Origin of the sequence: Tenacibaculum sp. XPcli2-G, assembly GCF_024124505.1 — a bacterium.
GTDB classification, from domain to species: Bacteria; Bacteroidota; Bacteroidia; order Flavobacteriales; family Flavobacteriaceae; genus Polaribacter; species Polaribacter mesophilus.
Genome location: NZ_JAMXSH010000004.1, coordinates 426,441 through 441,616 on the forward strand (window position 1 = coordinate 426,441; position 15,176 = coordinate 441,616).

The 15,176-nt window shown below is 31.7% G+C and carries 13 protein-coding genes, 2 tRNA genes and 1 rRNA gene; 4 read left to right on the forward strand and 12 right to left on the reverse strand.

Translation table 11 applies throughout. From position 1 onward, the window contains the following. Window positions 1-14: 14 nt before the first annotated feature. From NH341_RS12900 to NH341_RS12935, 8 genes are all read right to left on the reverse strand, one after another. A tRNA-Val gene (locus tag NH341_RS12900) sits at window positions 15-89 on the reverse strand. Between the two features lie 28 nt (window positions 90-117). Continuing rightward, a tRNA-Val gene (locus tag NH341_RS12905) sits at window positions 118-192 on the reverse strand. Between the two features lie 70 nt (window positions 193-262). Further along, a complete protein-coding gene (locus NH341_RS12910) occupies window positions 263-1,471 on the reverse strand; it encodes a folylpolyglutamate synthase/dihydrofolate synthase family protein (protein WP_253057134.1) in 1,209 nt (402 codons plus the stop codon). 31 nt (window positions 1,472-1,502) lie between these two features. Further along, window positions 1,503-2,321, reverse strand: a complete 819-nt coding sequence (locus tag NH341_RS12915; RefSeq protein WP_253057135.1) for an energy transducer TonB — start codon at window positions 2,319-2,321, stop codon at window positions 1,503-1,505. Further along, the gene (locus tag NH341_RS12920) at window positions 2,322-2,714 is read right to left on the reverse strand and encodes a biopolymer transporter ExbD (RefSeq protein ID WP_159616334.1); all 393 of its coding nucleotides are present in this window, start codon (window positions 2,712-2,714) and stop codon (window positions 2,322-2,324) included. It lies immediately after the preceding gene. Continuing rightward, the gene (locus NH341_RS12925) at window positions 2,714-3,397 is read right to left on the reverse strand and encodes a MotA/TolQ/ExbB proton channel family protein (RefSeq protein WP_047790255.1); all 684 of its coding nucleotides are present in this window, start codon (window positions 3,395-3,397) and stop codon (window positions 2,714-2,716) included. Before NH341_RS12925 ends, NH341_RS12920 begins: the two co-directional genes overlap by 1 nt. Before the next feature lie 172 nt (window positions 3,398-3,569). Continuing rightward, window positions 3,570-4,796 (reverse strand): Glu/Leu/Phe/Val dehydrogenase dimerization domain-containing protein, encoded by a 1,227-nt coding sequence (locus NH341_RS12930; protein ID WP_159616332.1) that lies wholly within the window; start codon window positions 4,794-4,796, stop codon window positions 3,570-3,572. A gap of 180 nt (window positions 4,797-4,976) precedes the next feature. Continuing rightward, complete coding sequence (locus NH341_RS12935; protein WP_159616330.1) at window positions 4,977-6,041, reverse strand: anhydro-N-acetylmuramic acid kinase; 1,065 nt, start codon at window positions 6,039-6,041, stop codon at window positions 4,977-4,979. A 92-nt stretch (window positions 6,042-6,133) separates the two neighbouring features. Here NH341_RS12935 and NH341_RS12940 point away from each other — a divergent pair, with 92 nt between their 5' ends. The 4 genes from NH341_RS12940 to NH341_RS12955 all read left to right on the forward strand — a co-directional run bounded on the left by NH341_RS12940 (window position 6,134) and on the right by NH341_RS12955 (window position 10,844). Beyond that, window positions 6,134-7,276, forward strand: coding sequence for an acyl-CoA dehydrogenase (locus NH341_RS12940; protein ID WP_047790258.1), 1,143 nt, complete (start codon window positions 6,134-6,136; stop codon window positions 7,274-7,276). A 102-nt stretch (window positions 7,277-7,378) separates the two neighbouring features. Beyond that, window positions 7,379-8,329, forward strand: a complete 951-nt coding sequence (locus tag NH341_RS12945; protein ID WP_159616328.1) for a glycosyltransferase family 2 protein — start codon at window positions 7,379-7,381, stop codon at window positions 8,327-8,329. After that, window positions 8,322-9,188, forward strand: a complete 867-nt coding sequence (locus NH341_RS12950; protein ID WP_159616326.1) for a lysylphosphatidylglycerol synthase transmembrane domain-containing protein — start codon at window positions 8,322-8,324, stop codon at window positions 9,186-9,188. Before NH341_RS12945 ends, NH341_RS12950 begins: the two co-directional genes overlap by 8 nt. A gap of 3 nt (window positions 9,189-9,191) precedes the next feature. Continuing rightward, entirely contained in the window at window positions 9,192-10,844 is a 1,653-nt protein-coding gene (locus NH341_RS12955; protein WP_253057137.1) for a glycosyltransferase family 39 protein, read from the forward strand. Between the two features lie 13 nt (window positions 10,845-10,857). Here NH341_RS12955 and NH341_RS12960 read toward each other — a convergent pair whose 3' ends face one another. The 4 genes from NH341_RS12960 to rrf all read right to left on the reverse strand — a co-directional run. Continuing rightward, window positions 10,858-11,649 (reverse strand): tRNA pseudouridine(38-40) synthase TruA, encoded by a 792-nt coding sequence (locus NH341_RS12960; protein ID WP_253057139.1) that lies wholly within the window; start codon window positions 11,647-11,649, stop codon window positions 10,858-10,860. A gap of 1 nt (window position 11,650) precedes the next feature. Then, window positions 11,651-12,832 (reverse strand): acetate/propionate family kinase, encoded by a 1,182-nt coding sequence (locus tag NH341_RS12965; RefSeq protein ID WP_047790260.1) that lies wholly within the window; start codon window positions 12,830-12,832, stop codon window positions 11,651-11,653. A 22-nt stretch (window positions 12,833-12,854) separates the two neighbouring features. Next, entirely contained in the window at window positions 12,855-14,948 is a 2,094-nt protein-coding gene (gene pta, locus NH341_RS12970) for a phosphate acetyltransferase (RefSeq protein ID WP_159616320.1), read from the reverse strand. A 141-nt stretch (window positions 14,949-15,089) separates the two neighbouring features. After that, window positions 15,090-15,176 (reverse strand): 5S ribosomal RNA (gene rrf, locus NH341_RS12975); the annotation flags it as partial.

Genomic DNA, 15,176 nt, shown 5'->3' on the forward strand with positions numbered 1-15,176 from the left:
ATGAGACTTTACAGTGGGCGCGAAGGGATTCGAACCCCTGACCCCTTGGGTGTAAACCAAGTGCTCTGAACCAACTGAGCTACGCGCCCGTTTGCAATTAAACTTTTGTAAGAGTTGTGGGCGCGAAGGGATTCGAACCCCTGACCCCTTGGGTGTAAACCAAGTGCTCTGAACCAACTGAGCTACGCGCCCTTACTTGTCAATTGCGGGTGCAAATATATAACAGTTTTAGAGATTAACAATAACTTTTTTACATTTTTTTCTATAAAATTTCTGCTACCACAAATGTGCTCCCTCCCACGTAAATCATATCTTCTTTAGACGCATTTACTTTTGCTTTTTCAAGTGACTGACTTACAGAACGAAACATCTCTCCCATCAATCCAAACTCACTTGCTTGCTCTTTTAATTTATCTACTGACAACCCGCGAGGAATATTTGGTTTACAGAAATAATATTTTGCTTTTTCAGGAAACATTGGTAAAATTTCACTCAAATCCTTGTCTGAAACAACACCTAAAACAATATGTAATTGCTTATAATTTTCTTTTTTTAATTGCTCCAATGTATAAAACAATCCTTCTTTATTATGTGCTGTATCACAAATCACTTTTGGTTTTTCTTGCAACACCTGCCAACGTCCTTTTAAGTTGGTGTTTTTTATCACATTTAACAATCCGTTTTTAATATTTTCTTCAGAAACTTCAAATTCTTTTAATTGCTGAATCGTAGTTATCGCCGTCGTTACATTGTGTTTTTGGTAGTCTCCTAGTAAATCCGTTGTATAGTTTTGAGTTTTATCAGAAGCAAAAACTATTGGTGCTTCGCATTCTTCCGCTTTAGTGTTAAAAACATTTTCCGTTTCTTTTTGACGCTCACCAATAACTACTGGAACATTTTCTTTTATAATCCCTGCTTTTTCAAACGCTATTTCTGGTAATGTTTCTCCTAAAAACTGAGTATGATCCAGTCCTATATTGGTTATTACCGAAACTTCAGGCATAATAATATTAGTAGAATCTAACCTTCCTCCCAAACCTACTTCTATAACAGCAACATCTACTTTCTGATTCGCAAATTCTTCAAATGCCATTCCTACCGTCATTTCAAAAAAAGATACCCCTTGTTTTTCTAAAAAGATCTTATTCTTTTCTATAAACTTAACCACAGAATCTCTTGAAATTTCTTTTCCATTGATTCGAATTCGTTCAGTAAAGTTTTTTAAATGAGGTGAAGTATACAATCCTACTTTATAACCTGCTTCTTGTAATATAGAAGCTACCATGTGACTAGTAGATCCCTTGCCATTCGTTCCTCCTACATGAATGGTTTTAAACTTTTTTTGTGGATTATCTAACTCATCACACAATGCTATGATATTAGTTAAATCTTTTTTTAATGCTGTTTGTCCCTGACGTTGATACATTGGTAACTGAGCAAACATCCAATCTAATACTTGTTGATAAGTCATCTTAATATTTTAGTGTAAAAAATAGATGTATTTATTTTGAAAGAGAAAACTTATAGATAATTGTTCCTCGTTGTTTTGATGGTGCATTTCCATCTGCATTCCATTTTGTTTTTAATGCTGCTTTTTTTGCTGCATCGTATAAACATGATGCTGAATTTGTAGTCCCTTTAGCTCCTGGAGTTGCTTTAATTACTTTTCCATTTTGATCAACCTCAATACTTACCACTACCGTACCTTCTTCTTGACAGTCTGGTTTTTGAATAGGTTTTGACAAAGCTTTTCTTCCTGCTAGGTTATAATTACCTCCTGAACCACTTCCTGAATTCCCGTAATATTTATCTGAATTTGGGTCTCCATTTTCATTTCCTTTTACACCAGATTTTTTATCATCTCCTTCGCCAGAATTAGCTCCATCTTTTGATGTTCCGTTTAACAAACTATTTAAAGCATCAGTTGTTTCTTTTGATGGCTTAGGCTTCTGTTTTTCTTTAGGCTTTTCTTCTTTGGAAGTTTCTTTTACAGCCTCTTTCTTTTCAACCTTTTTTTCAACCACTGGAACTTCTTCATCAGTATCACTTGTAATAATTTCTTCTTTTATTGTTTCCTCTGGGGTTTCTTCTACTTGCTCTTCAACAACCTCTTCTAGTTGTGGTGTTGCTTGTGCTTTAGTTTTTTCAACAGGCTCTCCACTTCCTACTTCAGAGGTACCAAAATTAATCGCTATACCATATTCAATTGGTGGATCGAGATATTTCATTCCGTAATTGAATATTCCAATAACAAATAATATCAGAATAACTGCTGTTATCACAGCTGATTTACGTTTATGTTGGGTATCTAAAACTGTCATTTATTTACCTTTAACAGCTAAAATCATTTTTAACTTGTTTCTATTCGCAATATCAATCACCTGCATTACATTTTTATATTGCACATTTTGATCACCACGAATAACCACTGTTTTCTTTTTATCTACACCTACTTTGGTTAACAACTCTCTTTCTAAATTTACGTTACTAACTTTTGTTTTGTCTATATAAAATGACGCATCATTTGTTATGGTTACTGCTACTGATGTATTATTTTCAGTTTTACCTCCAGCTTTAGGCAACAAGACATCAATGGCACTTACTGTAACCAATGTTGATGTTAACATAAAAAATATCAACAACAAAAAAACAATATCAGTCATTGATGACATATTGAAGTTTGGATTGACTTTATTTCTTCCTCGTAAATTCATTATACCGGTTCGTTTAATAAATCTAAAAACTCAACAGATTTTGCTTCCATTTGATAAACAACCTTATCGGTACGAACTACTAAATGGTTATAAGCTATATATGCTATAATCCCTACAATTAACCCAGCAACTGTCGTTGTCATTGCTGTATACAAGCCATCCGATAACATTTTAATATCTATTTGTCCTCCTGAATTTGCTATTTCATGAATCGCAACAATCATTCCAATTACAGTTCCTAAAAAACCTATCATTGGAGCAGCTCCTGCTATTGTTGCTAATACTGACACATTTCTTTCTAGCTTATAAACCTCTAGTTTTCCTGCATTTTCTATTGCTGTATTAATATCTTCAAGAGGTTTTCCTATTCTAGAAATTCCTTTTCCTATTAATCTGGCTGTTGGCGTAACTGTATTATCACAAAGTGATTTAGCACTATCTATTCTTCCGTTCGTTACATGATCCCTAATTTGGTCCATGAAATTAACATCTACTTTTGATGCTTCTTTAATAGCAAAAAAACGTTCAAAATAAATGTAAAGAGCCACGGCTAACAACACGAATAACAAAGCGATAATAATTTGACCGCCTACACCTCCGTCCATAATTAAATTATAGATTGATAACGTTTTTTCTTGAGGTACTTCCTCTACCAACTCCTGAGTTTCTTGAAATAATAGCATGAATACTAAATTAGAATTTATATTATGTTTTCGCTATTTAACTAACGATTTCTTTTATTTAAAATTGTTTGATGTAAAAAGTCTTCCTTACTTTTAACAATGAAGGAAGACTTTTACTTTTATTATGCTTAATTACTTAATAACAGTATTTCTGAAGTCATAAAAAAGAACTTTATACTAGTTCTTTTAATGCAATTTCAAAAGCTGTTTCACTTATTTGTGTTTTTGCAGCACTCTTAGCATGTGTTCTTTGTAACGCTTTTTTAATAGTATTTGAAGTATCTTCAAAAATAGCTTGATCTGTCATTTCTACTCTACGTTCCATAAAGTAAGCAAATACTCTTGCCATACCACAATTTGAAATAAAGTCTGGAATCAAACTCACTTTTTTATCAGTATCTTCCATAATAGATCCAAAGAAAATTTCTTTATCTGCAAATGGAACATTTGCTCCACAAGAAATAACTTCTAATCCTGAATTTATCATCTGGTTAATTTGCTCTTGAGTAACTAACCTTGAAGCTGCACACGGTGCGAAAACTTCACAAGGAAGATTCCAAACACGCTCATTCATCTCCTCAAATGGAATCATGTTTTCAGACACTAACGTATTCCCATCTTTATTTAAAAACATTTCTTGAATTTCTTCAAAAGAGAATCCTTCTTCTTTAATAACTCCTCCAACACGATCTATAATTCCTACTACTTTAGCTCCCATTTGTGCTAAATAATACGCTGCTGCTGAACCTACATTACCAAAACCTTGTACTACAGCACGCTTTCCTTCTACTGTTCCTCCATAAATATCGTAGTAATGACGAACTGCTTCAGCAACCCCATATCCAGTAATCATATCAGCTACGGTATATTTTCTGGCTACGCTTGGTGATAAACTTTCATCTTCTAACACTTTAATAACTCCATGACGTAACTGACCAATACGGTTAATTTTATCTGCTTCGGTAGGCTTGAAATGTCCATTAAAAACTCCCTCTTGCGGGTGCCAAACTCCACTATCTTCTGTAATCGGAATTACTTCATGAATTTCATCAACATTTAAGTCTCCTCCTGTTCCATAATAGTTTTTTAATAATGGAGCAACAGCTTTATACCAACGCTCTAAAACTCCTTTTTTACGAGGATCGTGCGGATCGAAATTAATCCCTGATTTTGCTCCTCCAATTGCTGGACCCGATACCGTAAATTTCACTTCCATAGTTTTAGCAAGTGACATTACTTCGTATTTATCTAATCCTTTACGCATACGTGTACCACCACCAGCAGCACCTCCTCTTAATGAATTAATAACTGTCCAACCTTCTGCTTCTGTTTCAGGGTCTTTCCAATTAAATACTATTTCTGGTTGCTTTTCTTCGTATTGCTTTAATAATTCTTTCATTGTTTAATGTTATAATAGATGATTTTCAACTTTACTTGTTTCTTTTTCATATTCAAAAAATTCGCTGTAATTATTCCCCTGTGGGGAAGCTAAAGTTGATTCATTATACTATAGGTTTTAGTGTGTAGTTGTTACCGAACAAATTTATCATAAAAAACTACATTACTCAAATACTTTAAATTATTTCTGCGGATAAAAAATATTACCTGAAGAATGATCCTTCTTTGCCCCAGTAACTGACTGTAAACAGTTTACTTTGTTTTGGGTCTTTAGCACTCCTAACAACGCAAAAATCAAAGCTTCTTTGTAATCAGTGAGTTCTGTACTTACTTGTTTTATTTTTGTCTGTGCAAAAAACTCTATTCTCTTTATTAAAAACGTATTGAACGCTCCTCCTCCTGTTACTAAAATAGTAGCATCATTTTTAACAACATTACCTATTTGCATCGCTACATGTTCTACAAAAGTTCTTAGAATAGTTGATATATCTGCTTCCTCGTTATCTATTAAAGGAAAAATAGTTGACTGTACCCATTCTAATCCTAGAGATTTTGGAGGAATATCTTGATAAAAGGAAAGCTCGTTCAATCGTCTTAATAATCCCATATTAATTTTCCCTTCTGAGGCTATTTCCCCTTCATTATCATACTCTAAGTCTATTTTACGTGTGTAATGGTTCAGTACAATATTCACAGGACAAATATCAAAAGCTATTCTTTGTTTATTTTCTTCATAAGAGATATTAGCAAAACCTCCTAAGTTTAAACAGTAATCATAATCAGTAAATAATAGTCTATCTCCAATAGGCACTAAAGGAGCTCCTTGTCCACCTAACGTTACATCTTGAGTTCTAAAATCACATACTACTTTTTGCTGAGTAACATTTGCTATGACTTGTCCATTTCCTATTTGTAAGGTAATTCCGTTTTCTGGTTGATGCAAAACTGTATGCCCGTGAGACGCTATAAAATTTAATTTAGAAATACGGTGTTCTCTTATAAAATTATTCAATATACTCCCCAAAAATTCACCATAATCAACATCTAAAATTTGTAAATCTTTCTCATCGTAATTTATAGCTTCTTGCAGTTTTTTCTTCCATTCATTAGAATATGATACTGTCTCTGCCTGTATAATTCTAAAATCTTCGTATAAATTTTCATGCATTTTTATATATGCCAAATCTATTCCATCTAAAGAAGTTCCTGACATTAATCCAATACAATAAATATAGTTGTCTTGCATAAAGTAAAAATAACAAGTCTATTGAAAAATTGCTATTAAAAAAGTATCTTTGAACACATTTTTTACGAATTTAACAAAATATAAAATAGATAATGGATTTTAACCTTACAGAAGAGCATTTAATGATTCGTGATGCTGCACGTGATTTTGCTCAAACCGAATTATTGCCAGGAGTTATAGAAAGAGATGAAAAACAAGAGTTTCCTAATGAACTAGTTCGCAAAATGGGTGAGTTAGGATTTATGGGAGTAATGGTAGATCCTAAATATGGAGGAAGTGGAATGGATGCTGTTTCTTACGTATTAATTATGGAAGAATTATCAAAAATTGACGCTTCTGCTTCAGTAATGGTTTCTGTAAACAATTCATTAGTATGTTATGGTTTAGAAGCTTATGGTACTGAAGAACAAAAACAAAAATATTTAACAAAATTAGCTACTGGTGAGCAAATAGGTGCGTTTTGTTTAAGCGAACCAGAAGCTGGCTCTGATGCCACTTCACAAGCAACTACTGCTGAAGACAAAGGTGATTACTACCTATTAAATGGTACTAAAAACTGGATTACTAATGGTGGACGTGCTGATACTTATTTAGTAATTGCTCAAACAGATAGAGCTAAAGGTCATAGAGGAATCAATGCTTTTATTATTGAAAAAGGTATGGAAGGTTTCCACATTGGTCCTAAAGAAGATAAATTAGGTATCCGTGGTTCTGACACACACACGTTACAATTTAACGATGTAAAAGTTCCTAAAGAAAACCGTATTGGTGAAGACGGATTCGGTTTTAAATTTGCGATGAAAACTTTATCTGGTGGACGTATTGGTATTGCTGCTCAAGCATTAGGTATTGCTTCAGGAGCTTATGAATTAGCGTTAAAATACTCTAAAGAGCGTAAAGCTTTTGGTACTGAAATTTGTAACCACCAAGCTATTGCATTCAAATTAGCTGATATGTATACAGAAATTGCTGCGGCTCGTCACTTAGTAATGGCTGCTGCTTGCAAAAAAGATGCTGGTGAAAACTATGATCGTGAAGGTGCTATGGCAAAATTATATGCTTCTAAAGTAGCAATGGAACAAACTGTTGAAGCTGTTCAAATTCATGGAGGTAATGGTTTCGTAAAAGAATACCATGTAGAGCGTTTAATGCGTGATGCTAAAATTACTCAAATTTATGAAGGAACTTCAGAAATTCAGAAAATTGTAATCTCAAGAAGTTTAATTAGAGATTAGTTTTTCTCTTCGATATTATATTTAAGTAAAAGCTCATTTAAAAAATGAGCTTTTACTTTTTTTAAATTCTTTGTAGTAACTTTGCCCAATAAATAACCACCTATGTCAAATAAAAAATCCTACGGATTTATATCTGTAATTGTTCCTGTTTACAATGAAGAAGACAATGTAGTTCCTTTAACTAAACAGATTGATGATAGTTTAAAAGGATTTGATTATGAAATCATTTACATTGACGATTTTTCAACCGATAACACAAAGAAAAATGTTGTTAACATGAACAACCCTCGAGTTGTTTTGGTTGAGTTACGCAAAAATTATGGACAAAGTTTAGCATTAGCTGCTGGTTTTGACCAAGCAAAAGGTGATTACATCGTTACTCTTGATGGAGATATGCAAAACGACCCATCAGATATCCCTCATATGATTGAAAAAGCTGAATCTGAAGATTGGGATGTAGTTACAGGAATTAGAGCAAAAAGAAAAGACTCTTTTATTCGCACAATTCCTTCTAAAATTGCAAATTTTTTAATTAGAAGAGCTACTCGTTTAGATTTAAAAGATCAAGGATGTGCGATAAAAGTATTTAAAAAAGAAATAGCTAAAGATTTAAACTTGTACGGTGAAATGCACCGATTTATCAATCTTTTAGCTCACCTAAACGGGGCAAAAATTACTCAGGTTCCTGTAAAACATCATCCGAGAATCCATGGACAATCTAAATATGGATTAGGAAGAACTGTAAAAGTTATCAATGACATCATTTTAATTATTTTCCAAAGAAAATACATGCAGCGTCCTGTACATCTTTTTGGTAATTTTGGGTTGTTTTTTATGTTCTTTGGACTGGCTATTAATTTCTACTTACTAGTATTAAAATTATTGGGACAAGATATTTGGGGCAGACCTTTATTAATTGTTGGTGTTATGCTCGTTATTATTAGCTTGCAATTTTTTACTGTAGGGATTATTACTGACTTATTAATGAGAACTTATTACGAGTCGCAAAAAAAGCGCCCTTATACTATTAGAAAAATTCATGTAAGTGAATAACAAAATTGTTAAAACTCTAGCCAAAATAGGAGTAAGTATCTTACTCTTATACTTGGTATTTACAAAAATTGACTTTAATCAAGTCATCAAATTATATGAAACATCCAATCCTTTTTATTTAGCATTGGCAATTTTATTATTTTTGGCTTCACAGTTTATTTCATCCTTACGGTTAAATTATATTTTTCATCAAAATCAATTTCATCTAAGTCAAGTTAGCAATTTAAAGTTGTATTTTGTTGGAATGTTTTATAACTTCTTTATACCTGGAGGTGTGGGTGGGGATGCATACAAAGTATACATATTGAGTAAGCAATTTGGTTGGAAACCAAAACAGTTAACTAAATGTGTATTTGTTGATAGACTTATTGGTTTATTAGCAATTTTTTCTCTATTAATTTTAATGGGAGGGTATTTGTTTTTTTCTAACTCATTATTATTCTTAGTAAGTATCGTTATTGCTTTAGCTTCTTTTTTTATTGCAAAGCTTATTATGATAAGAGTTTTTAAAAACAGTAATACTTATTATAACTATAGTTTTGGTTATTCATTAGTTATTCAATTATTACAAGTTGGCGTTATTGTTTGCATTATCAAAGCCTTTCAGTTAAAAGTAGTTGGAATTATTAGTTACTGCTTTGTTTTTCTAATTTCATCAGTACTTTCAGTAGTTTCTTTTGCAGGATTTGGAGCAAGAGAGTATATCTTTTTAAAAGCCTCAACTTTTTTAAATACCCAAGAAACAATAGCTACAAGTATTGGACTTTCATTTAATATTATTACGGCTTTAATTTCTTTAATAGGATTGGCTTTTATTATAAATAAGGTACGGTTAACAACTGTTTCAATAAATAAATAGTTTATGGACTTTTTTTACCAGCAAAAAAACATTAAATACCTCTATTTTTTAGTGGCAATCGTTTATGTTATAGGATTATTTATTCCTTTAATGGCTAATGATTCTGCACAACATGCCACTATGGCTATGCGCATGTATTTAAGTGACAACTTTTTTGAACTTCTAAAAGGTCCTAATCCTTATTTAGATAAACCACATATGCATTTTTGGTTATCTGCCATTTCATTTAAACTATTTGGTTTACACGAATGGGCTTATCGAATTCCAGCTTTATTATTTACTATTTTAGGAGCCTATTCTATTTATCAATTAACAGGAAAGTTATATAGTAAAAGTGTTGCTCACTTTGGTTCTCTGATCTTCTTAACTAGTCAATCTATCATTTTAGCTAACCACGATGTTCGTACTGATGCTGTCTTAACTGGAGTAACTATTTTTGCTATTTGGCAATTGTTTGAATATGTTTCAACAAGAAAACTAGTTCCTATTATTTTAGGAGCTATTGGTATGGGAATCTCCTTTTCTACTAAAGGATTTTATGGAGTTGGTATTATTTGTTTTGCCACAGTTTCACACATCCTTTATACTAGAAAATTTAATACAATATTCTCTTATAAAGTTCTTATAGGTTTGGTTTCTTTTTTCCTTTCTATTACACCTGTAGTATATGCTTACTATGTTCAGTTTGGAATGGATGGTGTGAATTTTATTCTATGGAGTCAGAATGTTGAGAGAATAACAGCTACTGGTTTCAAGCAAAACAGTCCTGATTACTTTTTCTTTTTTCATTCTCTACTTTGGACTTTTTTACCTTGGGCTTTCTTAATGTACTATGGCTTATATTATCAAATAAAAAAGTTAATTGTAAACAAATTTAAACCTGTACAAGGTATAGAATTATTAACTATAGGTGGAGTATTAATTACCTTATTTATTATTAGTTTTTCAAAATTTAAATTACCACATTATTTAAATCCATTATTAGCTTTATTAGCTGTTTTTACAGCAGGAGTTTTATACAATCTTCAAAAGGACAATCAACAAAAAACACTGAAAATATTCATAGGTGTTATTTATTTTATGGTTTTAGTATTAACTATTGCAGTTATTTTAATTTTATGTTGCACTTTTAACACTCCTTCTATTTTAATTATAGTGTTTAGTACCATTCTATTATTAATAGTACTCATTAACGTAATTCAAAAAGAAGATTTTAGTAAAAAAATTGTTGTCAACTCAGTATTGCTAATGGTATTTATAAATGTAGTACTTAACTCTTACTTCTACCCTGAATTATTACAATATCAAGGTGGAATTAAACTAGCAAACATTATTAATCAAAATAACACCATTAATGTAAAGGATATCTTTTTTTATGAGAATGATTATTCTTGGCCTTTAGATTTTTATACGCAGAGAAATACTCCTCACATTACAAAAGAAGAATTAAAAAATATAGACGATGATGTTTGGATTGTTATTAGAAATATTTCTCTTGAAAAAATAAAAAAAGAAGGGTTTATTATAAAGGAGAAACACAGAGTTGATCATTTTAGAGTAACAAGACTTAACTTAAAATTTTTGAATCCTAAAACTAGGGAATCAAAATTAGGAAGTGCGTATTTATTAAAAATAGCGTCAAAAAAAGACACCTAATATAATTTACCGCTTACTCTTTTTTAAATTCTACTTTATGTAAATGTAGTCCAGAAGCTGGTGCGATGGTTTTCATAAAGTCTATATCACTATTTTCAGGACTCAAACTTTTTTTGATGAACTCCAAATCATAATTTCCTTTTCCTAATTCAGCTAAAGCTCCCATGATTAGACGAATTTGATTCCGTAAAAATCCACTTCCTCTAATAATTAACACATAACTTTTCTCCGGAAAAAAAGAAGCAGATAATTCAGTATTTTCTTCAATCTTACACACTTCAATAGTACGCTCTACTCTGGTTTCTGTAGATGGCTTCGTACAATAATGTTTAAAATTATGAAACCCTTCAAACAATCGTGCACCTTCTTTCATTAACTCAACATCTAATTCATCTAAATACCCCGTTAAAAAAGGGGCGCAATAGGGATGATTTTTCTCTCCAAAAGAAAAGTAATAACGATACTCTTTAATTTTTGGATGTTGAATAATATTGAACTCTTCATCGTGAAGTTGCTCTATAACTAATACTCGAATATCAGAAGGTGAATTGCGATTAAAATCTTCAATAAAAAAAGATTCGTCTAATTTTTTATCAATAAACAACTGAAAACAATAGTCAGTCGATGAAACTTTTGCATCCGTTCTCCCAACCCCTACCGACTTACATCGAATTCCTTTACACACAAACTTTAATGTCTTGTCAACAAAAAAATGAACTGTTTTTAAATTAGGTTGTTTTTGCCAACCGTGTAAACGAAACCCTAAATATTGAAACCGTACTAAATAAGAGTAGTTATAATTCATATTATAATAATTCGTACGCTTGCTTTGCTATTTCTAACTCTTCATTAGTTGGAATTACTAGCACTTTTACTTTTGAAGCTTCTTTATTTATCTCTCTTATTTGTTTAGATCTAATAACATTTTTTTCATCATCTAATTCAATTCCGAAATATTCCATATTAGTACAGGCTAACTTTCTAATTACATAAGAATTTTCTCCAATACCTGCTGTGAAAACAACTGCATCTAAACCGTTCATTACCGCAACATACGAACCTATATATTTTTTAATTCTATAAGCATTAATTTCCAAGGCTAATTGACAGTTTTTATTACCCTTGGCAGCAGCAGCTTCAATATCTCGTAAATCACTAAACCCTGTTAAACCCAACATTCCACTTTCTTTTTGCAACATGTTATTAACATCATTAATATCATATCCCAGATTATTTGTTAGATAAAAAATTAAAGAATGGTCAATATCACCAGATCTTGTTCCCATAATTAAACCTGTTACAGGACTAAAACCTAAACTATGGTCAATACTTTTTCCATTTTCAACCGCAGTAATACTACATCCGTTTCCTAAATGAATCGTAATAATTTTTGAATGTTTTTTTTGAAGATACTCATTTGCTTTTTCTGACACATATTTATGACTTGTTCCATGAAAACCGTACAAACGTATTCCATACTCTTCTAATAATTTAGTAGGTATTGCGTATTTATACGCTTCAACCGGTATGGTTTGGTGAAATGCTGTATCAAAAACCGCTACTTGTTGTGCATCTTTAAAAATAGACTCAGAAACCTTAATCCCTTCCAAGTTTGCAGGATTGTGTAAAGGTGCTAATGAAAATAACGATTCTATTTTCTTTTTAACCTCTTCAGTTACTATAGCCGTTTTTGTAAAAGTACTTCCACCATGCACTACTCTGTGCCCAACAACTTTAATTTCATCTGTAGAAGAAATTACTCCTACTTTTTTATCCAATAATAAATCAACAACCTTTTCTAAACCAGATTTATGGTTTGCGATAATTACTTCTTTTTCTACTTTTATATTGTTAGATTTATAGTGAACTTTTCCAAGTTCTAAACCAATTCTTTCTATCAACCCTGAACAAAGTACTTCTTGCTGAGGCATTTGAAATAATTGATATTTTATTGAGGAACTTCCTGAATTTATGACTAAAACTTTCATCTATTTTTTATTAATAAACAAGCTATTCTTGTGCTTGAATTGCAGTTAAAATTACGGTATTAAAAATATCATCAACGGTACAACCTCTACTTAAATCATTTACAGGCTTATTTAGCCCTTGCAACATTGGTCCAATAGCCAAAGCTCCTGTTTCTCGCTGTACTGCCTTATAAGTATTATTTCCTGTATTCAAATCAGGAAAGATTAACACATTGGCTTGCCCCGCTACTTCCGAATTTGGTAATTTCTTTTTTCCTACGGAAAGATCAACTGCTGCATCATACTGAATTGGTCCTTCTACTTTTAAGTCTGGACGTTTTTCCTTCACAATTTCAGTAGCTCTTCTAACAGTATCTACATCTTCTCCTTTACCTGAAGCACCTGATGAATATGATAACATCGCTATTTTAGGATCTATACCAAAAGCAATACTTGAATCTGCTGAAGAAATTGCTATTTCTGCTAATTCTTCTGCTGTTGGATTTGGGTTAATAGCACAATCACCAAACACTGAAACTCTATCCTCCAAACACATAAAGAAAATTGATGAAACTACTGAAAATCCTGGTTTTGTTTTTACAAACTGTAAAGCTGGTTTTATAGTATGTTGAGTAGTATGTGCTGCTCCAGAAACCATTCCGTCAGCTAACCCTTTGTATACCATCATAGTTCCGAAATAAGAAACATCAGCCATCAAATCTTCTGCCATAGCAGGACTTAATCCTTTGTGTTTCCTTAATTCATATAACGTATTGGAAAAATCTGAAAAGTATTCAGATTCTATTGGATTAATAATTACAGTTTTATCGAAATCAAAAGGAATATTTAATCGTTTAACTGAAGCTTCTATATTTACTTTTTTACCTAATATTGTTAACTTAACAACATCTGTTTTTTGTAGTTGAGAAGCGGCTATCAAAATCCTATCATCGTTTCCTTCAGGTAATACAATGTGTTTACGCACTTCTTTAGCTTTTTTTAATAAGTTATATTGAAACATTCTTGGAGTTAACACTTCTGATCCTTTATAACTAACTAACTTTTCATTCAAGCTTGCAACATCAACATATTTTTCAAACATATTGATAGACATTTTTATTTTATCAATATTCTCGGCATAAATATGAGAACGAACAGCTCCTAATCTAGAAGCAATACTAAATGTTCCATCTTTAACCCAAAGAATAGGCACCACTTTTTCTAGACCTTCAATAAGTTTAATTATTGAAGAATTTAACTCCATTCCTCCTGTAAGAATAATCCCAGCTATAGATGGATAATTACTAGAAATATTGGCTTGTAAGGTACCTAATAATATATCAGATCTATCTGCTGGTGTTACCACAACGCTATCATCTGTCAAATGATGCAAAAAATGAGATAGTTGCATAGCTCCAACTTTAATATCTCCTGTAGTATTATTTAGCAATCCTTCTCCAAATAGAACTTTTCCTTCAATTTCCATTAAGAACTCCTTAATTGTTGGGTTATTTAATTTTTGATCTATCGGAATGGCATTTATTGAAACTGACTTTGGTAAATTTACACCTACTTCTTGTACTATCGTTGGAATATTCTTTTCTTGTACTTTGTTTGCCACAACCGCAATAACCTGTACATCTTTGTTTACAAAAGAATCATAAGTTAATCGTAAGCTCTGAATAAAGTCCTCAAGTGATTTATTCACTCCTCCTGAAACTATAATTACAGGCGCTCCAATATTTTTGGCAATAAGTACATTTAAATCCATTTCTATTACAGCTCCATGATCAGAAAAATCAGTTCCTTCAATAATTACAAAATCATTTTCTTCTTCTAGTTTCTTATACTTTTCAATGATTATATTAATTATTTCATCCTCTCTGTCATCATTCAATTTTCTAATCAGCTCCGAGCGTGTAAAAGCATAACAATCTTCATACTCACTTTTTAAATTGAAATAATTAAGAACTGTGTTTATGTGATTATCTCTTTTATTACCTATCGGATTATCAATTATAGGCCTAAAGTATCCTACTTTAGGTTTTTTACGAAGTAACAGCTGCATCAAACCCAAACTTAGCATAGATTTTCCAGAGTTTGCATCACTCGCTGCGATATAAATTGCTTTATTCATATTCTTGCTTTTAAAGCAAAATTACTTCTTTTATAATTATAAAAATAACGGGCAAAGGATTAAAAACTACGAGATACAGCAATCCTAAAAATAAAGATCAAAAAAAAAACCTCAATCTTTAAAAGATTGAGGTTTGATAAAGAAAGGCAACGACCTACTCTCCCACCATTGGCAGTACCATCGGCGCTAATGGGCTTAACTTCTCTGTTCGGAATGGTAAGAGGTGAG